Below are 24589 nucleotides of genomic sequence, written 5' to 3'. Positions count from 1 at the left end.
TTATAGGCATACATTGATCTTAGGCATCTCCAGAGGGCTTTAAAGCGAAGTGAGAGCAAGGAGATGCTCTTGGTATGAACAGGCTGGCCAGAATCTTTTGGCTGGCTTTTTTGCGGTCATTTTATGAAATGATAGTCGGGGAAAAAAATTTCCTTTTTCTATGAAATAGGTGTTGTACTTTTGCCCCGCTTCAAGTACGATGGGGGTAATTGAAAGCTGCTATGCTCAAAGAAGTTGTGTAAGCGTTAACTTGAAGCTGCCTGCAGCCGAATTTAAAGGAGCCTGCGCTTCTTATAAGCATGCCTTGCATGCTTGTTGATTGTGAATGACAGGCTGCATGATAAGATGGAGGACTTCGGTTTAGAGAGGTTTAAAAGGCACTACTGTAAAGAAAGTTAGCGATAACATCTTTTTTAGAGAAACCTAATCCTATGCTAAGGAGTGTTGGCCATGACCACATCTACAACGTCCATTAAACCAACAGCAAGACAGCTTGAGTATCAAGACTGGGAGTTCGGTTTGTTTCTTCATTTCGGCTTGCGTACGTTTTATGAGGGATATCGTGATTTTGATGAGCGTGCGATGGATCCAGCAAACTTCAACCCCAAGAATCTAGACTGCGAGCAGTGGATTCGCACGGCCAAGGAAGCAGGGATGACATACGCGGTGCTCACAGCTAAGCATCATGACGGCTTCTCCAATTGGCCCACTCATTATTCCCGCTTCTCGGTCAGCGCTTCTTCCTGGAAAGATGGCCAAGGCGATGTCGTGCGTGAATTTACCGACGCTTGCCGCAAGTACGGGCTGAAGGCAGGACTGTACTATTCTCCATTTGATGGTTCAGCTGACTTCTATACGCAGGATGAAAAGGCTTATGATGATTATTTTGTGAATCAAATTACGGAACTACTAGGCAATTATGGCGATATCGATATCTTGTGGTTTGACGGCTGCGGGTCAGAGGGGCATGAATATGATTGGCCTCGCATTATTCGCGAGATTCGCAAGCTTCAGCCGAATATTTTGATTTTTAATATGGGAGATCCGAATTTCCGCTGGGTGGGCAATGAGGACGGCATCGCCCCAATTCCGTGCTGGAATGTGGTAGATTCCACGGACTTTTCGATACTGACGGATGAAAAGGATGAGCTGGGGGAAAACATGTGGCTGCCGGCAGAATGCGATGTCCAGCTTCGCGCAAATTGGTTCTACAGCGAGCAGGATGACGCGATCAAGAGTGTGGATCAGCTCATGGGCTTGTATTATTTGTCTGTTGGACGCGGCGCGAACCTTTTGCTTAATATTGGACCGGATCGCGAAGGGCTATTGCCAGCTGAGGATGCAGACCGCCTGTTGGCATTCGGTGAGGAGATCGCACGCCGCTTCGAATCACCGCTTGAGACCATATCTTCTTGCAAGATCGAAGAGGGGCGTTTCGTTCACAGCATGTCTACTGCCAAGCTGATAGATCACATCATCCTTGAAGAGGATCTGACGGATGGGGAAGCCGTACGCCGCTTCTCCATTACGGTTGTAACGGAGAAATCCCATCAGCGTGTGCGTCTCTATGAAGGCCTCAACATTGGGCATAAATCGATTATTCGTCTTCCTGCTGTAAAGGTGAGAGGCATTGAAATTGAATTTTTGGAGACAGAAGGGGAGCCGAAGCTGAGCAAAATGTCCCTGCACTATGCAGGCTAAGCACCTCACTAATCTTTAACTTGTTTGAAGTGGGAATGCATGATGATCATCCATGTCTACTGGACCTTATCAAGATCTGCAAAGAGCTGACGGCTTGTAAGCTGATGGAGAGAGGATGTTGACTTTGGAATTTGAACATAAGCTTTGGTACGCACAGCCGGCAGGGCGATGGGCGGAAGCTCTCCCTGTCGGCAACGGCCGCTTCGGAGGCATGGTGTTCGGAGGGGTGCAGGAGGAGCGTCTGCAATTAAATGAGGACTCTCTATGGTACGGCGGGAAGAAATCCCGTGAAAGCCAAGATGCGCTGTCTTCGCTTGCTGCGATTCGCGAGCTGCTGGCTGAAGGCAAGCCTGCAGAAGCAGAGCGGCTTGCGATGTTGACGATGACCTCCTCGCCCCAGCATTTTAATACCTATCAGCCGCTTGGAGATGTTATGATTCGTTGCCATGGGCTGTCAGGCGAGGCGCAGGGTTACATGCGAGAGCTGGATCTATCGACGGGTGTTCACGCTACCGTATTCCAGCATCATGATATCGGTTACCGGCGCGAATGCTTTGTCAGCGCTGTGGATCAAGTGATGGTGCTGCGCATGACGGCTTCACATCCCGCTTCAATCTGCGCGGATCTGACATGGAGCAGACGGCCTTTCGAAGAGAAGCTGGAAGCGATTCATGGCGATACGCTGATCATGAGCGGCCAGTGTGGGGCAGATGGCGTCCACTATGCGGCTGTGCTGCACGCCATAGTGGACGGCGGTCAGGTTCGCACAGCTGGCAGCTTCGTGTCCATCGACAAGGCGGATGCGGTCACGATTATGGTGGCAGCAGCTACAAGCTTTCGCTGCGCTGATCCTCGTGAAGCCTGCTTATACGCGATAAAGAAGGCCGCAGCTTCGTCCTATGAAGCGCTGCTCCATTCTCATGCGGAGGAGCATTATGAACGGTATCAGCAGGTCAGTCTTAAGCTGTCTGGCTTGAATCCTGGGCAAGCTAAGCGGGATTCTAGCCTAGCGGCGGAGGCGGACCTTCGTGTCAACGCAGCCGTTCCCGCTCCTACGGATGAGCGCCTGCGCCGACTGCGCGAGGGCAAGGAAGATCCCGGCTTGCTGGCGCTGTTCTTCCAGTATGGCCGATATCTGCTTATGGCAAGCTCTAGGCCGGGCTCCTTACCTGCGAATTTGCAGGGCATATGGAATGAGAGCTTCACACCGCCTTGGCAGTCGGACTATCACTTGAACATTAACCTGCAAATGAACTATTGGCCAGCAGAAGTATGCGGCTTGGCAGACTGCCATGAGCCGCTGTTCGATTATCTTGAGCGGCTGGTGGAGAATGGCCGCAAAACGGCAGCTTCGATGTATGGAGCTCGCGGCTTTGTCGCTCATCATGCTTCAGACCTGTGGGCCGACACGGCTGTGCAGGGCGTGTACGCCTCGGCAGTATTCTGGCCGACAGGAGGGGCTTGGCTTGCCCTTCATGCATGGGAGCATTACCGCTTTGGATTAGATAAGGCGTTCTTGCATGAGCGCGCGTATCCGATCATGAAGGAAGCAGCGCAGTTCTTCTTGGACTTCCTTGTGGAGGATGGCGAAGGAAGGCTTGTCACGACACCTTCTTTGTCGCCTGAGAATAAGTACCGCCTGCCAAACGGCAATAGCGGTGTGCTCGCGATCGGTCCGTCTATGGATTCGCAGATTCTATACGAGCTGTTTACGGGCTGTATGGAAGCGTGCGATGTGCTGCAGGTGGATAAGGCCTTCAAGGAGCAGGTTGAGGAAGCGAGGGAGAGGCTGCCGAAGCCTAAGATCGGGCGGTACGGCCAGATTATGGAGTGGGCTGTCGATTATGAGGAGCCGGAGCCGGGACATCGGCATATCTCCCATCTGTTTGCGCTTCATCCAGGCTCCCAGATTACGAAGCGGCGCACGCCGGAGCTTGCTGATGCAGCGAGAAAGACGCTGGAGCGCAGGCTCAGTCATGGCGGCGGACACACGGGCTGGAGCCGCGCATGGATCATCAACTTCTGGGCTAGGCTGGAAGAGGGAGAGCTTGCATACGAGAATATATTGGCTCTTTTGAAAAAGGCAGTTCATCCGAATCTGTTCGGCGATCATCCGCCGTTCCAAATTGATGCGAACTTTGGAGGTACGGCAGGCATTGCGGAGATGCTGCTGCAGTCCCACGAAGGCATGCTTCATTTGCTTCCAGCTCTGCCAAAGGCATGGCCATCTGGCGAGGTGAAGGGTCTTCGGGCTAGAGGCGGCTTCACCGTCGATATGGCTTGGGAAGAAGGACAATTAACCTCAGCCCTCATCCGATCAGATGCAGGACATCCTTGCGTTGTTCGCAGTGCTGTGCCATTGGAATGCGTTATAGAGAGAGCACAGCAGGAGAATGAAAACGTTGCTTCTACTTCACAAGAAGAGGTGCTGCGGTTAGTGGAGCACGCATCAGCGTCAGCAGATGATCAGTCGGGAGAGGGAGTTGAAGCGAAGTCGAAGGACAGCGCAGCTCATTTCTTGCTGAATATCGTTGCGAAGGCAGGGGAATGCATGCTCCTTCGTCCACTATCTCGTGTACATCGTTAGTGGAGCATGCCTTGCCTATCACTCACCTCTATACTTGGTACATGGCGCGCGTATTGAATCTACTTCTGTAAAATGATGAACAAAAAACCGCAAGTCTCTAGCATGATAGCATGGAGACTTGCGGTTTATTTTTATTTCAGGTTGTTACGACTCCTGATCATCATCACTTAGTCGAATTTGCACTCATCAAGCGGGATGACCTTTGTCCGGTGCTTGATCTTATAGCCGAGCCATACTGCGAGGAATATAGGCACGCCCAAGTACGGCATTAAGAAGTTCGCAAGCTGCGGCGCCTCTGCGTTAAGCTCCGGCAGCCATTGTCCAAGGACGACAATCAAGCAGAGCACAAAGGCAAAGATCGGCCCGAATGGGAACCAGCGCGCACGATAGGGCAGCTCCTCAATCTTATGGCCCTGCTTCACATAGGCTTTGCGGAAGCGATAATGGCTGATCGCGATGCCAAGCCAAGCAATGAAGCCGCACATGCCGGATGCATTCAGGAGCCAGAAGTATACGACGCCATCTCCGAAGAAGGATGCCAAGAAGGCGAGCATGCCGATGGCGCTTGTTAGGATAAGCGCGTTGATTGGCACGCCTCTCTTGCTGAGCTTAGCTAGGAAGCGCGGTGCTTTGCCTTCCTTCGCCAGCACCCACAGGATACGCGTGGAAGCGTACATGCCGGAGTTCCCCGCGGACAGCACAGAGCTAAGAATAACGGCATTCATAACTGAGGCGGCGAACGCAATGCCTGCTTTTTCAAAGACAAGGGTAAATGGACTGACACTAATATCCGTTACATCACCTTTCAATAGGTTCGGATCGGTGTATGGGATGAGCATCGCAATGACAAAGATGGCAAAGATGTAGAACAACAGGATGCGCCAGAAGATCTGGCGAATGGCCTTCGGCACGCTCTCGCGCGGATTGTCGCTCTCACCTGCGGCGACCCCGATCAGCTCCGTGCCTTGGAACGAGTAGCCGGCGGCCATGAATACACCAAGCAGGGCAAAGAAGCCGCTATGGAATGGCGCATCGCCAATCGTAAAGTTGTCAAATCCAATAAAGTCCGTATGCTCGCTGCCCCCAAGGATGCCGAAGATCATCATAACCCCGATCACCAAGAAGATGATGACGGTCGTGATCTTAATTAAGGCAAACCAATATTCCGACTCCCCATATCCTTTAACGGAGAGGTAATTCAAGAAGAAAATGATGCCTAGGAACAGCACGCTCCATATGAAGGAGTTGCTGTCTGGGTACCAGTACTTAATGATAAGCGTTGCAGCAACAAGCTCAGATGCGATTGTAATGGCCCAGTTGAACCAGAAGTTCCATCCAAGGGCAAAGCCTAGGGCAGGGTCCACAAATCGTGTGGCGTAGGTGCTAAAGGAACCCGATTCCGGCATATAGGTAGCCAGTTCTCCAAGGCTTGTCATTAAGAAATAAACCATAATGCCAACGGCTGCGTAAGCGAGCAGAGCCCCGCCAGGACCTGCTTGTGCAATCGCACCTCCACTGGCTAGAAAGAGACCTGTTCCGATGGAACCGCCTAGGGCGATCATCGTCAAGTGTCTCGTTTTGAGATTGCGTTGAAGCTGAGGTTGATTCTCTTGACTCATGATGTCCAGTTCACTCCTTAGTTGTATGAATCTAGTATGAGCTGGAAAGGGAAAGGTTAACAACAAAAAAACCGAACATGCAATAGCTGCGTGAACGGTTCTCTATGCCGTCCCCATCATACCCTCCCAAAAAAGATAGCGCATCATGCATAGGACGGGTAATCCTTGCATGACAGTGCTGCGCCTTTCGGCAACAGCCCCAACCCGTCTATCGGAAGCGATAGCGCGGACTTCGGCGGTCGTTCCTTTCTTGCCCCATCTTAGGCTCTTCCAGCCTCCGGAGCATTACTCTTAACGATCGCAACCTCTACCTCATCATGGAAATATGAATGAGGATTTATTTGCACTATATCGATGCCTAGCATCGTTGTCTTATTACCTCCCCTAGTATATAGAACAGGTGGAAGGGGTGCAATGTTCATTTTTTGACAAAAAAATGGTGAGGGCAGCATGCTGATCATTTTGTTCGCGAATATGCAGCAAGATGAAATTACAGCAAGATGGTATCCATTTATGCAGGAGATCAATAAGCTATCGTCGCCATTAATCCAATTGTTTGGTGGCAAGAAATGCAGATAAACAGACTCAAGATATAGAAGAATGGCAGAGTATTATCAGATATCAGAAATAAAAGATGGTAAAAATAGGTCTTATGGTTCATATTACCACGGAATAAAAAGGTTATATGATTCAAAATTCTCATGATCCTGCCGATAATGGAACTGTCTAATGAGACAAAAGACCCATTTTAATCAATGAGAAGAAGGAAGGAGCCGAACATGACATTACTACGCAATTGGAGAACGTGGCGTGATTCTTTAAACGTGAAAATGATCACATTATTATTGGTGATCATTATGCTGCCAGCGTGGGGAATCATTTCATTTTTTTCTCATATTGCCGCAACTCAGACCAAGGATCTCCTTCAAGACCGAGCACAGATGATGACGGACACCGTGAATCAACTGATGAATGAGACCTACAGCGAAGCTGCCTATATGCTGAACAGCCTCAGTAACAGCATAGAAGGCATGCAGGATCTAACACCGCTTCAAGAGCGCTTGAAGCACACCCGCTTCGATGCAGCAAACGTATTGGCAGCTTTTGCAGTTATCGATAGCAGGATTTATTATAGCGACGATGTGGACATAGATGTGGATGCCACTTCGAGGGAGTGGTACAAACAAGCTATGCTTGCTCCGACAGAAGTGGCGGTGTCCTTGCCGTACAAGGATTATGTTACGGACAGCATGGTCGTGACTTTCTCGATGAAGCTTCCCAACCATCATGGCGTGGTGGGACTTGATCTGGCTATGGACAAGATTATGGATACGATCAGCAAGCATCATGTTGGCGAAGATGGTTACATGAGCTTGATCGATAGCGCGAATACGGTGGTGTCGCACCCTGTACTGGAAGCAGGAACCTCTTTGGATGGACGCTTGTATGGGGAGCTATTCAATCATGAACGCGGTGATTTCTATACCACACATCAGAAGAAGGAATGGTTTGTCAGCTACAACAAAGGCAATCCAATGCATTTGTGTGTCATGGCTGTCATTCCTAAAGAGGAGATGACAGGGATTGCTTCTAGCATGTACAAGCAAGGGCTCATCTTCAGCTTCATCTTGCTGGCATGCATCGGAGTATGCGGCTGGATGTTCTCGAAGCATGTGATTGCACCTATCGTACAGGTTCAGCGTGTAAGCGAGAAGATCGCAATCGGAGACTTGACCAGTAAGCTGTCCATGAATGCTAAGCGTAGGGATGAGATTGCTCAGATGACAGCGCATATCAATACCATGGCGGAGCAGATGAGGCGCATGATGCTTCAGCTTCAGCATTCATCAGCCAGCCTTGCAGCTTCTTCACAGGAGCTCTCGGCGAATGCGGACGAGAATGCCGCTTCCATTCAACAGATGGCGGTTTCCGTAGGAGAAGTAAACACGCAAGCCCAAGCAACTGGACAGCGATTGACCGAAGTTCATCAACTGGCGGAAGAGGAGAGCGGAACCCTTCATGATGTAACCGGGTATGTACAGAAGACGACAGAGGAAGCTCATCGCATGCAGGAGTGGGCGGAGCAAGGCGAGAGATCGGTTATGCTCGTCAACGAACAAATGGAACAGATACGCATGCATACAGATGAGGCTGTTCAGGAAACGCTGCGCCTGAATCAAGAGATGTCCCGCGTGCGGGAGATGACGGCCTTTATTCAGCATCTGGCCAAGCAAACGCACGTGCTGTCCATGAACGCATCCATCGAAGCTGCACATGCTGGAGAGCATGGTAAAGGCTTTGCAGTTGTAGCGGAGGAGGTGCGCAAGCTGGCTCAAGAGACGCAAGCAGCAGCTGGAGACATTGCAAATGTCGTAGAGAAGATCGAGCATTGCTCCTCATCCGTGTCACAGGTGATGGTGAAGAGCAGTGAATCTGTAGCCAGTGGACAGAATCTAACGGAGCATACGGCAGATCAGCTGCAAGCCATCTTTGGCGCGATATCGCGCGTACATGAGCAGCTTGAAGAGATGCATACCAGCAGCCGGCGAATGCTTGAGAGAAATGAGCTTATGATGGGCGCCTTCGCTGCCTCTATTGCGGAATCTTCTCAGATTACGTCAGAGATGGAGACGCTGGCAGCCATAAGTGAACAACAGAGTGCTGGCATGCAGGAAATAGCTGCTTCTACGAATCATCTGGCATCTGTTGCTGAGGACTTACAGGCGATGACCGCTAACTACAAGCTTGATTAACCATGAGTGTCTCGCTTCAGTGCAGCTTATCGCATGTGTTCATACCCTTAATCGATGACAAGCATTAACTGCAACAGCATCAATATTATGTTGTTAGGAAGCGGTGGTTATAGATTAATAAGCAGCAACCGCAATATTATTGTAAAGGATGATTGTCCTGTTACGCTAAAAGAAACACAAAAAAGACTGTGCATGAAGGGAAGTCCTTATAGTCCCCTTTTGCGCACAGTCTTTTTCTTATATGCTTAAGCTGTTCAATCTAGCATAGATAGCTCCGTGCGGAGAATACTGTGCTATCGTTAATCCGCTTGGCGGGAACGGGCCATCTGCTGCCACACCGTTCCAGCGGCTTCCTCGCCTGATTGGATTCGTTCAAGCGCCATTCTTGCTTGCAGCGCAACTTCGAATTCCGGGTCCTGAAGAGCTGTCGTAAGCGCCGATATGGCACTTTCATCGCCAACTTCATAAATGAAGCGGGCTGCTCTCCAACGAACAAGCTTGTTCGTGTCGCGCAGTGCTTGGATCATCGGCTCGAGTGCAGCTGGCTCCCCGATATCAGACAGTGTATCGCCGGCTGTGCGGCGCACGCTGACAGAGGAATCCTTCAGTGCTTGAATGAGCAGCGGCAGCACTTCAGCCGTACCGATCGCGCCTAGATCGACAACAACTTGTCTGCGAATCTGGCTTTGCGGGTCTTGAAGCAGCTCCTGATAGAGCGGCAGCCTTGTTGAGTCTGGCGTGATTTGCTCTAATGCCGCATATCGCTTGCGCCAATCCGCCTCCTGAAGCATTGCCTTAAGCGTTGCTTCATCCCATATAACGCGCTCCTCCACAAACGGCTGGTCCTTGCTCTTAGCCGCAATAGCCTGCTCAACGAGCGAGCGAAGACGCTGATCATCATAGGTGGCCTCAAGCTCAGCTTCGACCTCGCGAGCGATGTCCTTCAGCTCCCCATAACGGATGCCGTAATCTCCTAGCTTGCGCTCCTTGATAAGGGTTGCGCTCGCGACTTCATGAACGGCAGTTGTGAAGCGCTCAGACAAGCTAATCCGTTCCTCCATGCCATCCGCCTGAACCCTTATTTGCATCGGAATGCCTCGGAAGTACTGCACATATACTCGAGCTTCGCCGAAGCTGTAAGTTGGAACGTCCTCATCTGAAGCCGCAGCATCCTTCGACCAGCCGAAGGCTTCCTGTACTTTAGATAGAATCTTGGCCCAATCAGCGTTAGGCTTGCGATCTAATGCAATGAAGTCAGCAGTATGGAAGATGCTCTTGACACCTTCGATATCAAGCAGCTGCTGAATCAGCGCAGGAGCATTCGATATATGTTCACGGGTATAGGTCCGTCTTACCCCATCAGGAAGCATCGTATCAAGGTGGAGCTTCATCGAATTCGGACTTGGTGTTGGTTCAATACGCAATAATTGCAAAGTTGGTCCCCCCTAATCATGCCGTTATCAGATATTCCCATTCTACCTCAATCCGTGATGGGACTCAATGAATACCCTCTATTCCTATCCTTCATGAAGGAGTAAGCGAAGTCAAGCTCCTATATAGGAGGGGAGGGACAGACTGCTTCATTTGACAGCGCTTCTCTCCCTGCAAGTGTACCCTATCTTTGATCGATATTCAGATGCATATGCAGATATCGGGGATGATGCTTAACGGGTACTGCTTCATCCAATATGATGCGATTAGGTGTAATAAAGTTCCAATCACTTGATCAAAATAAATCTATATGGCTTCGAGAGTCCGAATCCCTTTTTTCTGATAAATCCTGTGACCTCGAACAGAGCGTGCCGATAGGAACAAGTTGCATGCAAACATGTTTCGCTTGCCGTATTTTTGCCGTAAAAAGGTAATAGAGGGTGGAGGCCAGTTTCATAGGACTTTCATCTCTCTTTTCTGGCATAAAGTGAGCAAAGGAACGAGTGGCAAGTCAAGCTGATTCTCGATATACTGAGGGTACGTTTGCATATTCGTTTACGCGTTATATCAGCATGAAGGCTGAGTGGTGTGGAGCAGAGCGTCTCTTTGCTCATTTTCATGCTTGTTCAAGTTGTCATCTGGTCCATGAAATGCTTGAAGGAAGAGGTGCCGCAATACTATGCTACGACAAACTTTCCGCAATATGGATGATGTCTCTACGACCAAACCGTGGCAGCAATTCCGGCGCTGGCGCAAGGAACGTCACATACGTTTAAAGCAAAAGGATTATTCCTTTGTTGTACCTAGAGTGGAGCCAGACCTGAATCGCTTGGCTGCGAATCGCACCGAGACAACCTATACGTGGGTGGGGCACTCCACCTTTTTATTGCAGATGTGCGGATTAAATATTGTAACGGATCCGGTATGGGCAACATCGATGGCAATGGTGAAGCGACTCACCGAACCCGGTCTGCCTATTGATGCCATGCCGACGGTTGATGTTATTTTGATCTCCCATTCCCATTATGATCATCTGCACCTGAAGTCGTTACGAATGCTGTATCAGCCGAATACGCTCCTCATCGTGCCGAAGGGCCTGAAAAATAAAATGAAGCGCCTTGGCTTCAAAAAGACGATGGATATGGAGTGGTGGGAATCCAAGAAAATAGGAGATGTCCACCTGACGTTCGTTCCTGCACAGCATTGGACACGACGCACATTGACGGATACGAATCGCTCGCACTGGGGCGGTTACGTTCTAGAGAATGAAGCGGCTTATCAGAAGCGCCTGAAGCAGGAGGAGCAAGGCCAGCCTGCTGGGGTTAAGGAGCAGCAGAAGCATAAGCAGAAGCGCGAGTCGATGAAGATAAACATTCGTTCTGATGCCGCGAAGCGTGAGGGTGGAGCGAATTCATCGAGTACCGCTGCTAAATCTACCGAATTGAACGAATCGACGAAGCCCCAGGAAGCGCAGACGCTTTATTTTGCAGGAGACAGCGGCTATTTCCGAGGGTTTGAGCTTATTGGAGATCGTTTCAATATTGACGTGGCCTTTATTCCGATTGGTGCCTACGAGCCTGAGTGGTTTATGAGCGCACAGCATGTCAATCCTGAGCAGGCGATGCAGGCGTTTGTGGATGTGAAGGCACGTGTTATGGTGCCGATGCATTATGGGGCATTTAAGCTGGCGGATGATACGCCGAAGGAAGCGCTTGAGCGGTTGATCGCAGAGCAGAAGCGGCGGAAGATTCCGAATGAGCGGATTCGCTTCATTATGATCGGAGAGACGCTGGATATGACGAAGCTGCCTGATTGAGCTGGCATGTTTGGATTTTGCGCAGAATAATAGTAAAAAGACGCTTCGATTCCTCTTGTGTGAGGGATGGAAGCGTCTTTTTTATCATCATGATTGGTTTGTCAATCGATGCTTGAATGAAGCCAAGCTGCCAAGGCGTGGCCGTTTCATTTGAAATAATCGAGCCAAGCAACGGCTGCTATCTATAAGTCAGTCCCTATCGAGTTTCATTCGAAATAATTAGGAATGGTGTTGTGCTTACGCCTTATTAAAAATTTGCGGGACATGCGGCCATGGATGGCGTGCGATGATTGTGATGATTAATCATTTTGGCTTATGCCTTCTTCGGTCCCGCAGCATAGCATTGTAGGCTTTTGTACGCTGCTTGTTGGCTTGCTGATGCTGCTGTCTCGCCTTCTCGTCTTCACTGCGTTTCATATAGGCATACTCCCTCTGCAGCTTCAGATAGGAGCGATGCCTGCTGGCATCAAGCTCGCCATCGATAATGGCCTGAAGGATTGCACAGCCTGGCTCATGCTGGTGCGTGCAATCCTGGAAGCGGCAGGAGGCTGCCAGCCTCTCAATATCCTCGAAGGCATGGCTTAAGCCGTGGCCGTCATTCCCGCCAAGCGTGACAACGCCTACCTCGCGCATGCCGGGTGTATCCAGAAGCAGCGCTCCATTCGGCAGCAGGATCAGCTCCCGATGCGTAGTGGTATGTCGGCCCTTGCCATCTTCCCGGGTGGCCTGCGTCTCCATGCTGGCCGTACCCGTTAGCGCATTGGCAAGCGTAGACTTGCCGACGCCTGATGAGCCGACCAGCACACAGGTGATGCCAGGGGCAAGCAGTGCTTGAAGCGCACTCATGCCCTCGCCAGTATGGGCGGAGACGGGGTATACCTCACAGCCTGGCACCGCGCTCATCGCTTCGGCTGTGAAGGTGGCGAGTTCGGCTGGATCTGCCACCTGATCGGCCTTCGTCAGCACGATGACAGGAGTGGCGCCGCTATCGTATGCAAGCGCAGCGTAGCGTTCGAGCCTTCTTGGCTCGAAATCCTGCGTCATCGACGTGACGAGCAGGGCGACATCGGCATTCGCCGCTACGACTTGCGCATCGCGCCGATCGCCCGCTACCTTGCGCGCGAATAAGCTTCGCCTTGGCAGGACGCCGACGATGGTGGCGCGCCCTTCATCTGGCCTTGGCGCGATGGCGACCCAGTCGCCTACGCACGGCCAGTCGCTTGGCTCAAGCATCGCGGCTCTCGCTTGGCCCGAAGGCTCGGCGAGTGATTCGCCGCCTTCGCCCATGACCCGGTACAGGTGCTTGTGGGCAAAGGCCACTCGCCCCGGTACCAAGCTGTTCCCGAAGCGCCGTGCAACAGCTTCGGGCAAGGCATCTTTCCACGTGGTCCATGCTTCGGACCAGCGCTCATCCCAGCCTAGCGACTCCAAGCTAAAGCCTTGTGCGGCTGGGGGAGCAAGGATATTCTCTTGCTCGGCTTGAGGCATAACATTTATATCGACTTCGACTTTATCCTGTTTATCCAAATGGTAAACTTGAGGTTGATCATTATGGTTCATGTCTAATCGCTCCCTTGATCCGAGGATGATATAAGCTTTGACTGCCATCCTCTTTGTGGTATAGCCGTTCTGTAGCTGCGATAGGGAGCAGACATTCCGAACCCGCTTCATCAACATGCCTGGCAAAGTAAAACATGACCCTTTCTTCAGATCGCGAGCTGCAGGACAACAATGAACATGCCAAGCGGCAGGGTTCAGGCATTGCATATTGGAGATCGCTCATTCGAATGAAGAAGGGCTGCTGATCAAAGTTAGGCGCGGTGCGGCTGCTCCCAGCATGTATGTCCTGTGTTGATCATTACACATCACTCGCTTCCTCTTTATAGGTTGTCAAAAGCGCGAATGCTGCTTCGAAGCTCAATAAGCTTAAAGCTTATTGCCATAGCCTATGGAAAAGGGCAAACATCAGCTGTGCTTGAGCAGCGATTGCTGTATCAATATCCGCTCCTGTCCATGCATTCGAATGCTGAATGCCTAGCTGTGGACCATCGCAATATAAGCCTTGCACGATAAGCTTCGCATGTTGAGCATTGAATGCTGCTTTTCCAGCAATTGTGCGTATTTATCACGCTTTTGCCCTCATTATATCGAGCCCGCTTCGGCACTGTATATGGAAAAAACACTTATAATATGCATGCTCCAAATAACTATGCTATAATAATGCCTTGAAACTATTAACGTTAAAGGACGGGAATGCCATGATCAGTACAACAGGCGTCACGCTCCGCTATGGCAAGCGCGCGCTGTTCGAGGATGTAAATATCAAGTTCACTCCGGGCAACTGCTACGGTCTGATTGGCGCGAACGGAGCGGGCAAATCTACCTTCTTGAAGATTTTGTCAGGGGAGATTGAGCCAAACAATGGAGACGTGAGCATTACGCCTGGGGATCGCCTCTCGGTGTTGAAGCAGGATCATTATGCCTACGACGAACATAAAGTGCTGGATACCGTTATTATGGGTCACCAGCGCTTGTACGATATTATGAAAGAAAAAGATGCTCTCTATGCAAAAGCAGACTTCACAGAAGAAGACGGCATGCGCGCAGGTGAGCTTGAAGGGGAATTTGCTGAGCTGAACGGATGGGAAGCTGAAGCAGATGCAGGCGAGCTCTTGATCGGCCTTGGCATTCGTCGTGATATTCACGACAAGCTCATGTCAGAGCTCGATGGCAACGAGAAGGTTCGTGTCTTGCTGGCGCAAGCGTTGTTCGGAAGCCCGAACATCCTTCTGCTCGATGAGCCTACCAACCACTTGGACCTTGAGTCCATCAACTGGCTGGAGAACTTCTTGATGGATTATGAAGGTACTGTTATCGTGGTATCCCATGACCGTCACTTCTTGAACAAAGTATGTACGCATATTGCGGACATTGACTTCGGCAAGATTCAGCTCTATGCCGGCAACTATGATTTTTGGTATCAATCGAGCCAACTGGCTCAGCAAATGATGCGAGACCAGAACAAGAAGAAAGAAGAGAAGATCAAGGAGCTTCAAGCGTTTATTCAGCGCTTTAGCGCGAATGCATCGAAGTCCAAGCAAGCGACATCTCGTAAGAAGATGCTCGACAAGATTACGCTTGATGACATTCGTCCTTCGAACCGCAAATATCCATTCATCAACTTCAAGCCTGAGCGTGAAGCAGGCAAGCAGCTGCTTAGCATTGAAGGCTTGACGAAGACGGTGGATGGCGAGAAGCAATTCGAGAATCTTCATCTTGTCTTGAACAAAGGCGACAAAGTTGCGCTTGTAGGTCCTAACGGTGTTGCGAAGTCAACGCTGATGCAGATTGTGATGGGCGAGCTGGAGCCGGATGCAGGTTCCTACACTTGGGGTGTAACGACAACCCAGGCGTACTTCCCAAGAGACAACTCTGAATATTTCGATGGTGTCGACATGTCCCTTGTGGAATGGCTGCGTCAATATTCAAAAGACCCTGACGAGACGTTCCTTCGTGGATTCCTTGGCCGCATGCTGTTCTCCGGAGAGGAAGCCTTGAAGAAAGCAAGCGTATTGTCCGGGGGCGAAAAGGTTCGCTGCATGCTCTCCAAGATGATGATGACTGGCGCGAACGTGCTCTTGCTTGATGAGCCGACGAACCACTTGGACCTTGAGTCCATTACCGCGCTCAACAACGGCTTGATCGACTTTGACGGAACGATGATCTTTACATCGCATGACCATGAGTTCGTTCAAACGATTGCGAACCGTATTGTTGAGATCACGCCTAACGGCATCATTGATCGCATGATGACATTTGATGAATATTTGGATTCTGATGAAGTGAAGGCACTGCGCGCTGAGCTATACGCGTAAAAAAGCTTCTTCAGATGACAACGAACAAAGAAGCAATTCCTAGCGTAGCTGCTGGGGATTGCTTCTTTTTTGTTTTTTGTCGATGCGCCTAGCGTGGGCGATCATTAGGTGTGAAAGTCCGCTTCAGGCTTGGCAGAAGGGTTAGCCCGATGGCATGGGAATCCACCGCAAGGTGGACTTTGCAGGAAGCAAAGACACAACGCCAATCCAATAGCGGTGCTGCTGACCCATGACACTTTGCATGGCTTCGCTCCTTTCAGTGATCGCTGCTTAAGCGTTAATTCCCGCATCATGTTTCAGGCGTTTAAGCTGCAATAGATGGTGTCTGTAATGCATTTCTATGAGCAGGAACCACTCCTTGGCATTTAGTGCGCCGAATCCGGGATGAACAATCTTTTTGCTTGCTGTCTTTTTACACAGAGTGGCTTCGGTGCGTTTCATCCGCTCCACCACATCACCGAAACCTTCTATGAGCTGCTCCTTGCTCTCCGGCTGTTTTGGGGTATAATGCGGTGAAGCAGGGACTTGAATCCGAATAGGCGGAAAGCTTCCTTGTTCGAAGACTTTCCTGCCCATCTCTGTTTTTTCCTCCATAGCGTCAACGGCTGCTTCACCTCCAGCTAGACATTGATCGACATTATGCAAATGCATGAACTGCGCGGATTGAATCAGATGCATATACATTTGGCCAATCGACCATTCCTCATCGTTCGCTTTTCTTGTCAACTGTTCTTTATCGAAATTATCCAGTTCTGTTAAATACAATCCTACGAGTTCTTCAAATGCCTGCAATGCTTCCGCTGTATTTCTCATGAATCATACCACTCCTCATTATTGATCTTGAATAGAGTCCCAATATAACAAAACGCTGCTGACAACAGTGTGTCAGTAGCGTTTCAACATTTTTATGGCTTCTTCCCGAATACGAGCTCGAAAAGACTTCGGTTCCAGCACTTCTACATCTGCGCTCCAGCCGAGAATATAAGAGAGCAGTTCCTCCGGTTGACGGACAAGAAATTCAACGAGCAGTACGCCATTCTTCTCTTCAATCGATTCCATATAGAAATGGCAGGTCTCGGTAATGTTGTCCTTAATCTCGGGATTTGCTCTTATCAATACCCGTTCGGTACGGTCATCCGGCGGACGATAATGGTTCAGGTTGAATTCAGGCGGAATGAGAAAGTGATTCTCCAACACGGTAAGCTCCGTTATTCGTGACAATCGGAAATGCCGAATTTCCTGCCGCAAATCGCAAAAAGCAATTAACACCCAGTTGCTCTGAACCAACACTAATCCGTATGGCGCGATCTCCCGGATGCTTTTCCGATTGCCATCTGTTTCAGGCATTCGCTTCATATACGCGATACGCAATTTCCGACGTTCCATCATTGCCAGCCTCGTTAGGGCGACATTGTTCTTTTCCCTCCAACTGGATGCAGGCTCGCCGGTCTGCAGCAGCCGCATCGTTTCCTGAATGCGAGTCGACTCTTCGCGTACAGGCTCCGGCAGGATCGCTTCAATCTTGCGTCGAGCCGCCCTAGCCGTCTTTTCATAATCGCCATCCAACCGCTGTTCGATAAAGTCAGAGCCCATCAGCAAGGCGACGGCCTCATCAGCATTAAATCTGACCGGAGGAAGGAAATATCCTTCCATCAGGGAATAACCCTGACCGGGCGCTCCAAGGATGGGAACACCCATTTCACTTAGAGCTTGTATGTCTCGATAGATGGTGCGCACGCTAGTCTCAAATAAGGACGCTAAATCTTCTGCTTTCAATATCTTGTTACGCTGCAGCTCAAGCATGATGGCGAGCTGCCGATCCGTTTTGTTCATGATCTGTTCCCCCGTTGCTCGACATGTAGGTCCAGTCCCATTATTCTACCATAGCAAACGGCAAGATATCGTGGGAAAAGGCAGCTGTATACACCGCTTCCACCATAATCGCCCTAAGTTCATGTGAGCTATTCGTGACAATTTGTTGCCAAACGACAGAAATATCATTTAAACATTATAACGTTATATTGACGGTGTTCGAGCACGGTGCTACTATGATTTTAAACATTATAATGTTTGGGTGTAGTATCGGTACGTGTACAAGAGGATATCTTGGAAAGGTGATACGTCATGAAGGAACGAATAGTATTACGTGAAGTAAAGCGTGTAAATGAAGAAGTGATCGATATTGTTCTGGAGGACGGGGTGATCGTTGAGATTGCCGAGGCGGGAAAAGGGCAGGGCGCGCAGGTGCTTGATTATACAGGGACGTATGTCTCCAGCGGATGGATCGATCTGCATGTGCATGCTTTTCCTGAGTTTGATCCTTATGGGGATGAGATTGATGAGATTGGCGTGAAGCAGGGTGTGGCCACGATCGTGGATGCAGGCAGCTGCGGTGCTGATCGAATCGGTGATCTTGCGCTAAGCGGGCATCGAGCGGATACGAATGTGTATGCTTTCTTGAATATTTCGCGAATTGGACTTAAGCGCATTGACGAACTGTCCGATCTGTCTTGGATCGATAAAGATCAGGTGCTGAAGGCGGTCGAGCAGTATCAGGATTTTATTGTTGGGTTAAAAGCTCGAATCAGCCGCAGCGTGGTGCTGGATAGCGGTATTGAGCCTCTGCGAATGGCGCGTGAATTATCAGAGGAGACCAAGCTTCCGATCATGGTGCATATCGGATCAGCTCCGCCGCAGATTGAAGAGGTCATTCCTTATTTGCAAAAAGATGATGTGATCACCCACTATCTGAATGGCAAGGCCAACAACTTGTTTGACGAGCAGGGTGAGCCCTTGCAGGTGTTGAAGGATGCCGTAGCGCGCGGTGTGCACCTTGATGTTGGACATGGTACAGCAAGCTTCTCCTTCAAGGTAGCGGAAGCAGCGAAGCAGTATGATGTCCCGCTTCACACGATTAGCACGGACATTTACCGCGGCAATCGCTTGAACGGTCCCGTGTTCAGCATGGCAAACGTGCTGTCCAAGTTCCTCTATCTGGGATATCCCTTGGAGGAAGTAATCGACGCGGTAACGGCAAATGCAGCCTCATGGCTGAAGAAGCCGGAACTTGGACGCATTCAGGTCGGGGATCGCGCGAATCTGACGCTGTTCGATGTGGTGAAGGAACCGATTGAGCTGATCGACTCCGAAGGTGATGTTCGCGTGGGAGATCAACATATTGTAACCAAGGGAGTGTTTGTGAATGGGAAATTCCTTGAATGCTAAGTATGGCTTGAAGCGTGTCATTAATGCCAGTGGCCGCATGAGTATCCTTGGTGTATCGGCGCCAAGCGACACCGTGATGGACGCGATGAAGCATGGCGGTCAGAACTATGTGGAAATTGCAGATCTCGTTGACAAGGCTGGCAATTATATCGCAAACATTCTTGGTTCCGAAGCCGCTGTTATTGTAAACTCGGCTTCAAGCGGCATTGCATTGTCGGTAGCTGGCATCGTGACGCAAGGAAACCGCAGACTTAGCGAGCGCCTTCATCAAGAGCCGATTGCAAAGAATGAAATCATTATTCTAAAAGGCCATAACGTTCAATATGGAGCTCCAGTCGAAACCATGGTGTACTTGGGCGGAGGGAAGCTCGTAGAAGTGGGCTACGCAAACGAAGGCAAGGCCGCGCATATCGAAGATGCAATCTGTGAGCATACCGCGGCCATTCTATATGTCAAATCACATCATGCGGTTCAAAAAAATATGATTTCCGTGGAAGAGGCGTGGGAAGTCGCGCAGCGCAACCAGATTCCGCTTATCGTCGATGCGGCAGCAGAGGAGGATCTTCAGAAATATGTGAAGGTGTCCGATCTTGCCATCTACAGCGGATCAAAAGCCATTGAGGGTCCAACATCGGGGATCGTTGCGGGCAAGCGCCAATATATCGAATGGGTGAAGGTGCAGTTGTACGCCATTGGGCGTAGTATGAAGGTAGGCAAAGAGTCCTCATTCGGACTGCTGCAAGCCTTAGATGAGTATATGGTGAAGGTTGATCGCAGCGAGCAGGAGAAAGAAACCCTCCAAGCGCTGATGCCGCTTAATGAGGTTGAAGGCGTGAAGGTATCCATCGTACAAGATGAAGCTGGACGAGCGATCTTCCGCGCGCGCATTCAGATTGATTCGGCACAGGCAGGGACGACAGCCACAGAAGTTGTACATGGGCTGCAGCACGGAGATATCGCGATCTATACGCGCGATTATGGCATAAGACAAGGCTATTTTGACATCGACCCGCGTCCATTAATGGGTGATGATATTGAGGTTATCGCAGATCAAATTCGCAAACTTGTAGGAGGAGTCCAACATGTCTAAGATGGAACAGCGTTTATATAAAGGTCGTGCAGCACTGAATGTGCTTGCAAACAGCGTGGAAAATGCAAAGGAAATCTATGAAGCGGCAGAAGGTCATGTGGTCGTTGGAGTATTGTCGAAGGATTATCCAACGGTTCAAGCCGCTGTGAAGGCGATGAAGGAATATGGAGCGGAAATTGAGGATGCCGTGTCTATTGGCCTTGGCGCTGGCGACAATCGCCAAGCTGCTGTCGTAGCTGAGATTGCCAAGTATTACCCAGGTACGCATATCAATCAAGTGTTTCCTGCTGTAGGAGCGACCCGCGCTAATCTGGGAGAGCAGGACAGCTGGATCAACAGCTTGGTGTCTCCGACAGGTCAAGTGGGTTATGTGAATATCTCCACGGGTCCTATCAGTGCTGCTCAGCCTGAGAAGGCCATTGTTCCGATCAAGACCGCGATTGCGCTTGTTCGCGATATGGGCGGCAACGCGCTCAAGTATTTCCCAATGAATGGGCTGGAATGCGAGGACGAACTTCGCGCTGTAGCAAAGGCATGCAGCGAGGAAGGCTTTGCGCTTGAGCCTACAGGCGGCATTGATCTGGATAACTTCGAACCGATCCTGCGTATTGCGCTTGAAGCGAATGTACCGCAGGTCATCCCGCATGTATACTCTTCCATTATTGATAAAGCAACAGGCAAGACAAGGGTTGAGGATGTTCGCACCTTGCTTGCCGTTATGAAGAAGTGGGTCGATCATCATGCCTAAGAAAATTGCTGCTTTTGGCGAGGTCATGATGCGTCTGCAAGTGCCAGGCTATCAGCTCTTGAGCCAAGCAAGCAATTTGAACTATTCATTCTCCGGGACAGGCGTGAATGTAAGTGCGGCGCTGGCTCGCCTTGGCCACACAGGATACTTGATCTCGCGGCTGCCGGATAATCCGATCGGGGATGCGGCAGAAGCGCACTTGCGCAAGCTCGGCATTCTGCCGAACTTTCTGACCCGTGGCGGAAAGTATTTAGGCATGTATTTTCTCGAAAATGGCTTCGGGGCCCGCGCAAGCCGCGTTACCTACAGCAATCGTCAGGAGAGCAGCTTCAATACTGCACCAGAACAGACATACGATTATAAAGTGATCGCACAGCAGATCGATGTGGTGCACTTCTGCGGCATTACGCTTGCGATGAACGACCTTGTCCGTCAGCATATGAAGGCTCTAGCGAGAGCAGTCAAGGAAGCTGGCGGGACAGTCGTCTTCGATTGCAACTATCGCCCTGCGCATTGGGGGGATGGCGGCTATGCGAAGGCGAAGCCGCATTATGTCGAGATGCTGCAGCTTGCGGATATCGTCATGATGAACGAGAAGGATGCGATGTTGATTCTGGGGATGGACACCAATAAGACCGAGCGCTCCGAGCAGCTGCAGGACTTGATTCCGCAGGTGGCGGCAGCGTATGATATCTCGGTCATCGCTGGTACGCATCGTTCCATTAACGGCGATAATACTCACTCGCTTCGAGGCTATGTATACAAAGATAAAGCCTTTTGCTACTCTGAACTGCTTACGTTCGCCGTCTATGATAGAATAGGGGCTGGAGATGCTTATACCTGCGGCATTATGCATGGTGAATTCCAAGGCTTCTCCCCGCAGCAAACGGTAGCGTTTGCCGCAGCATCCGGCATGCTTGCCCATACCATCGTTGGCGACACGCCGATGTCCTCAGAAAGAGATATTCTGCGAGCGATGGTGGATGCAGTAGGAGATGTAGAAAGGTAGGCTTAACAGGTGAAATTGTCACGGAACCAAAGACCTTTGTATGTGCAGATCATGAATATTATCAAGGAGCGCATCCTGCATGGGGTGTACCCGCTTGGGTCAAATATTCCTTCAGAGCCGCAGCTTGAGGAAGAGTTCAATGTAAGCAAGATTACGGTTCGCAATGCGATCATTGAGCTCGTACAAGAGGGGTATCTGGAGAAGAGCAGCGGCAAGGGTACGAAGGTTATCCGCAATACGTCTGTATCCAAGCTGTCGAAGTGGAAGCGATTCACGGAAGTGCTGGTCGAGGAAGGACATCAGATTCGCAAGCGTCTCATTCAGGCTCACATCATGACGAACGATGGAGGTTCTCGCGTACATCAGTTGTTCGGAGAACACTGTCTATGCATTGAACGCATGTATGATCTAGATGGCCAGCCATACATTCACTACACGCATTATTTTACGAATCGCCTTGCCTCGCTTGATCTAAGCAATCTAGACTCGCAATCGCTGTACGAGCGCTTGGAGGAGCACAGCATCTCTCTTGGCAAATACCGTGATGAATTCGCGGTGGCGCCTGCGCCGCGAGCGGTTCAGGAAGCGCTCCTTGTTGAGGACGGCGCCTTGCTGCTCAAGCGATCCCGCTTCTCTTATGACGAATCGGGAGAGCTTATTGAATACAGCGAAGGCTATTATAATACAGCCATGCACAGCTATGTGGTCAATTACGACATCTAGCAGCGGCATATCGGAGGCAGGGCTTGAGTTGTAAGTTGCATGGGCTCATTTCTAAGCCCTGCTGGCTGAGAATGCCACTCAAGAAACAAGTTGACGCTGCAGCTGTTGATGTGAGGCCATTTTGGCTTTGCTCATATGGCAGATTGGTGTTAGAATCAGAGTGCCAGGGGATATATGGTTCAATAGATGCAATAAATATAGATAGGAACGGGCTGACAAGAGAATATAGGCCCAACAAAGAATGCACTCATCCATCGATGGGTGCATTTTTATATGCATGCAGTTGTTTGTTTGGAGATGCTTGGATAGAGAGGATACCCTCATGTTCGGGGCGATATTCGTATTGGTTTCAGGTTGGCAAAGGTTACTTCACTTCTACCGCCGCACCTTGATTAGATCTTAAGTTCATATGCGAGGGAAAAGATAAAGTAGGCTGGCAGCTAGAATTGCTGCATGCCTGTCCTTCTGCTCATATGGATGGGTAGAGTGAATAGGACAGGCGCTGGCCATAAACAATGGGATTTAAGTCATTAGCATTATTGGTCCTGACGCGGCTTAGGAAACGCGAATTGAAACGCATGAAGCAGCTTCTCAAATGCACGCTTGCGGATTTGTCCGTAGGTCACTGCACTGATCGGGGGATCGAAGCTGAAGCTGTATACCTTGGTATCGGTCATGCGAGCTGACTTCATATACCGTTCGCGAATCAACAGCTGTTCATCCACCTCAAGCTCATTCACAATGGATTCAATGAGGGCACAGAACTGCAGGCACTCATTGGCTTTATCCGTATTGTAAACCGCAACTTGTGCGGTCGGATCACCAACCCGATTCGTTGCACCGTTCTCCCTTGCCTCGTAATTCGGGGTGATCCTTGCCTCTCTTACGGCGAACTTCATCACCTTGCACATTCTATACTTGGAGAAGACTTCCTCGATCTGAGCCTTCACCGCTTTGGAATTTAACTTGTTCATATCAGGTGTCTTCAAAAAGTCCATCGACATTGCTGCATGTCCTCCTTCATTTCCATCTGAACTATGGAACACCGTGGCAGGTAAATTCATTATACCACAAAATAGGAACAAATGTTCTCATATTTAGAATAATCGTAAAATTCTCACATGCCGTTTAAGCGGCATCGAAAGATAATGGTATTTTCGTCAAGAAATCAATAGGCGAGTTCCAAGAGGGATAACTAGATGCAGAACGCATGGCAGCAGGGAAGTTCACAAATTTGACGCCACGATGCGTCACTTGAGTTTTATAATAGAACAACTATAATCTAGCTATATTCAAGCGAATGAATGGATATCGAAGCAAGAAGAAACGCATAGGAGGAGAGCCAAATGAATGCAATGGAGCAGCAAAGGAACGCAGTCGCAGATGCTGCGGAAGCGTTTGCCAAGCAGAAACTTGAGCATGATCTGAGCGGACATGACTGGTGGCATGTGCAGCGGGTAAGCAAGATGGCTGAGCGCTTGGCCATGGAGGAAGGCGCGGATGTTGTGCTGTGCAGAATCGCTGCTCTGCTGCATGATGTAGCGGATGAGAAGCTGAACGAATCGAAGGAAGCCGGCCTTGCCAAGGTCAGCGCATGGCTTCAAGAGCAGCCGCTTGCTGCAAAGGAACAACAGCATATAATGGAGATTATCTCGACGATGTCCTATGCAGCAGGCAAGAACCCGCCGATGCGTTCATTGGAAGGTCAAGTGGTTCAGGATGCAGATCGACTTGATGCCATTGGCGCTATTGCGATTGCACGTACCTTCTTATACGCTGGCTGGAAGGGGCACTTGATCCATGATCCTGCGATGCCGATACGAGAATCAATGACACTGGAGCAGTATCGGGAGGAGAAGAGCACAGCCATCAACCATTTCTATGAGAAGCTCCTGAAGCTAAAGGATAAGCTGAATACGAATGCTGCGAAGCGCATAGGAGAGGAACGCCATCGGTATATGGAACGTTATCTGGAGCAGTTTATGCATGAGTGGGAAGGAGAACGGTAGGAC

At 50.1% G+C, this 24589-nt stretch carries 17 protein-coding genes and 1 riboswitch; of the genes, 11 read left to right on the top strand and 6 right to left on the bottom strand.

The window, feature by feature from the left end:
* Positions 1-450 precede the first annotated feature (450 nt).
* Entirely contained in the window at positions 451-1701 is a 1251-nt protein-coding gene (locus tag B9Y93_RS11290) for an alpha-L-fucosidase (protein ID WP_085494500.1), read from the top strand.
* A 124-nt stretch (positions 1702-1825) separates the two neighbouring features.
* A complete protein-coding gene (locus B9Y93_RS11285) occupies positions 1826-4288 on the top strand; it encodes a glycoside hydrolase family 95 protein (RefSeq protein ID WP_244903373.1) in 2463 nt (820 codons plus the stop codon).
* Positions 4289-4455: 167 nt separating this feature from the next.
* Here B9Y93_RS11285 and B9Y93_RS11280 read toward each other — a convergent pair whose 3' ends face one another.
* Positions 4456-5907, bottom strand: a complete 1452-nt coding sequence (locus B9Y93_RS11280; RefSeq protein WP_085494498.1) for an amino acid permease — start codon at positions 5905-5907, stop codon at positions 4456-4458.
* A gap of 128 nt (positions 5908-6035) precedes the next feature.
* Positions 6036-6225, bottom strand: a riboswitch (Lysine riboswitch).
* 461 nt (positions 6226-6686) lie between these two features.
* Between B9Y93_RS11280 and B9Y93_RS11275 the strand changes: the two genes are divergently transcribed.
* Complete coding sequence (locus B9Y93_RS11275; protein ID WP_176228902.1) at positions 6687-8660, top strand: methyl-accepting chemotaxis protein; 1974 nt, start codon at positions 6687-6689, stop codon at positions 8658-8660.
* A gap of 299 nt (positions 8661-8959) precedes the next feature.
* Here the strand turns inward: B9Y93_RS11275 and B9Y93_RS11270 are convergent, their stop codons facing one another.
* Positions 8960-10093, bottom strand: a complete 1134-nt coding sequence (locus B9Y93_RS11270; protein ID WP_085494496.1) for a virulence factor — start codon at positions 10091-10093, stop codon at positions 8960-8962.
* Between the two features lie 677 nt (positions 10094-10770).
* Here B9Y93_RS11270 and B9Y93_RS11265 point away from each other — a divergent pair.
* Positions 10771-11907, top strand: a complete 1137-nt coding sequence (locus B9Y93_RS11265) for an MBL fold metallo-hydrolase (RefSeq protein ID WP_085494495.1) — start codon at positions 10771-10773, stop codon at positions 11905-11907.
* A gap of 303 nt (positions 11908-12210) precedes the next feature.
* On the opposite strand, the gene rsgA is transcribed toward B9Y93_RS11265, so the two are convergent.
* Positions 12211-13467, bottom strand: coding sequence for a ribosome small subunit-dependent GTPase A (rsgA, locus tag B9Y93_RS11260; protein WP_244903372.1), 1257 nt, complete (start codon positions 13465-13467; stop codon positions 12211-12213).
* A gap of 698 nt (positions 13468-14165) precedes the next feature.
* Here rsgA and B9Y93_RS11255 point away from each other — a divergent pair.
* Positions 14166-15782 carry an ABC-F family ATP-binding cassette domain-containing protein gene (locus B9Y93_RS11255; protein ID WP_085494494.1) on the top strand — a complete coding sequence of 539 codons (1617 nt, stop codon included), beginning with the start codon at positions 14166-14168 and terminating at the stop codon, positions 15780-15782.
* 270 nt (positions 15783-16052) lie between these two features.
* On the opposite strand, the gene B9Y93_RS11250 is transcribed toward B9Y93_RS11255, so the two are convergent.
* On the bottom strand, positions 16053-16595 hold the full coding sequence (locus B9Y93_RS11250) for a DinB family protein (protein WP_085494493.1): 543 nt from the start codon (positions 16593-16595) through the stop codon (positions 16053-16055).
* A gap of 72 nt (positions 16596-16667) precedes the next feature.
* Positions 16668-17615 carry a helix-turn-helix transcriptional regulator gene (locus B9Y93_RS11245; RefSeq protein WP_085494492.1) on the bottom strand — a complete coding sequence of 316 codons (948 nt, stop codon included), beginning with the start codon at positions 17613-17615 and terminating at the stop codon, positions 16668-16670.
* Positions 17616-17906: 291 nt separating this feature from the next.
* On the opposite strand from B9Y93_RS11245, the gene B9Y93_RS11240 reads away from it, so the two are divergent.
* Genes B9Y93_RS11240 through B9Y93_RS11220 form a run of 5 tightly spaced genes read left to right on the top strand, consistent with a single transcriptional unit; the run spans position 17907 to position 22577 of the window.
* A complete protein-coding gene (locus B9Y93_RS11240; RefSeq protein ID WP_085494491.1) occupies positions 17907-19007 on the top strand; it encodes an amidohydrolase/deacetylase family metallohydrolase in 1101 nt (366 codons plus the stop codon).
* On the top strand, positions 18985-20097 hold the full coding sequence (locus B9Y93_RS11235) for a DgaE family pyridoxal phosphate-dependent ammonia lyase (protein ID WP_085494490.1): 1113 nt from the start codon (positions 18985-18987) through the stop codon (positions 20095-20097). Before B9Y93_RS11240 ends, B9Y93_RS11235 begins: the two co-directional genes overlap by 23 nt.
* Positions 20090-20845: a 2-dehydro-3-deoxy-phosphogluconate aldolase gene (gene dagF / locus B9Y93_RS11230; RefSeq protein ID WP_085494489.1), complete on the top strand. Its 756-nt coding sequence runs from the start codon at positions 20090-20092 to the stop codon at positions 20843-20845. Before B9Y93_RS11235 ends, dagF begins: the two co-directional genes overlap by 8 nt.
* Positions 20838-21854, top strand: a complete 1017-nt coding sequence (locus tag B9Y93_RS11225; RefSeq protein WP_085494488.1) for a sugar kinase — start codon at positions 20838-20840, stop codon at positions 21852-21854. The genes dagF and B9Y93_RS11225 overlap by 8 nt, the downstream gene beginning before the upstream one ends.
* A 9-nt stretch (positions 21855-21863) precedes the next feature.
* Complete coding sequence (locus tag B9Y93_RS11220) at positions 21864-22577, top strand: GntR family transcriptional regulator (protein ID WP_085494487.1); 714 nt, start codon at positions 21864-21866, stop codon at positions 22575-22577.
* Between the two features lie 536 nt (positions 22578-23113).
* Here the strand turns inward: B9Y93_RS11220 and B9Y93_RS11215 are convergent.
* The gene (locus B9Y93_RS11215) at positions 23114-23581 is read right to left on the bottom strand and encodes an ArpU family phage packaging/lysis transcriptional regulator (RefSeq protein WP_085494486.1); all 468 of its coding nucleotides are present in this window, start codon (positions 23579-23581) and stop codon (positions 23114-23116) included.
* Positions 23582-23923: 342 nt separating this feature from the next.
* On the opposite strand from B9Y93_RS11215, the gene B9Y93_RS11210 reads away from it, so the two are divergent.
* Positions 23924-24586 (top strand): HD domain-containing protein, encoded by a 663-nt coding sequence (locus B9Y93_RS11210; RefSeq protein ID WP_085494485.1) that lies wholly within the window; start codon positions 23924-23926, stop codon positions 24584-24586.
* Positions 24587-24589 lie beyond the last annotated feature (3 nt).

Origin of the sequence: Paenibacillus aquistagni (assembly GCF_900177815.1) — a bacterium.
GTDB lineage: Bacteria > Bacillota > Bacilli > Paenibacillales > Paenibacillaceae > Paenibacillus_B > Paenibacillus_B aquistagni.
This window is presented reverse-complemented; position numbering and strand designations above follow the sequence as displayed.

Excerpts from the sequence above, each read along its gene's own strand:
- B9Y93_RS11290 (WP_085494500.1), top strand. The coding sequence starts at position 451 with ATGACCACATCTACAACGTCCATTAAACCAACAGCAAGACAGCTTGAG.
- B9Y93_RS11280 (WP_085494498.1), bottom strand. The coding sequence starts at position 5,907 with ATGAGTCAAGAGAATCAACCTCAGCTTCAACGCAATCTCAAAACGAGA.
- B9Y93_RS11275 (WP_176228902.1), top strand. The coding sequence starts at position 6,687 with ATGACATTACTACGCAATTGGAGAACGTGGCGTGATTCTTTAAACGTG.
- B9Y93_RS11265 (WP_085494495.1), top strand. The coding sequence starts at position 10,771 with ATGCTACGACAAACTTTCCGCAATATGGATGATGTCTCTACGACCAAA.
- rsgA (WP_244903372.1), bottom strand. The coding sequence starts at position 13,467 with ATGAACCATAATGATCAACCTCAAGTTTACCATTTGGATAAACAGGAT.
- B9Y93_RS11255 (WP_085494494.1), top strand. The coding sequence starts at position 14,166 with ATGATCAGTACAACAGGCGTCACGCTCCGCTATGGCAAGCGCGCGCTG.
- B9Y93_RS11250 (WP_085494493.1), bottom strand. The coding sequence starts at position 16,595 with ATGAGAAATACAGCGGAAGCATTGCAGGCATTTGAAGAACTCGTAGGA.
- B9Y93_RS11245 (WP_085494492.1), bottom strand. The coding sequence starts at position 17,615 with ATGAACAAAACGGATCGGCAGCTCGCCATCATGCTTGAGCTGCAGCGT.
- B9Y93_RS11240 (WP_085494491.1), top strand. The coding sequence starts at position 17,907 with ATGAAGGAACGAATAGTATTACGTGAAGTAAAGCGTGTAAATGAAGAA.
- B9Y93_RS11235 (WP_085494490.1), top strand. The coding sequence starts at position 18,985 with ATGGGAAATTCCTTGAATGCTAAGTATGGCTTGAAGCGTGTCATTAAT.
- dagF (WP_085494489.1), top strand. The coding sequence starts at position 20,090 with ATGTCTAAGATGGAACAGCGTTTATATAAAGGTCGTGCAGCACTGAAT.
- B9Y93_RS11225 (WP_085494488.1), top strand. The coding sequence starts at position 20,838 with ATGCCTAAGAAAATTGCTGCTTTTGGCGAGGTCATGATGCGTCTGCAA.
- B9Y93_RS11215 (WP_085494486.1), bottom strand. The coding sequence starts at position 23,581 with ATGTCGATGGACTTTTTGAAGACACCTGATATGAACAAGTTAAATTCC.
- B9Y93_RS11210 (WP_085494485.1), top strand. The coding sequence starts at position 23,924 with ATGAATGCAATGGAGCAGCAAAGGAACGCAGTCGCAGATGCTGCGGAA.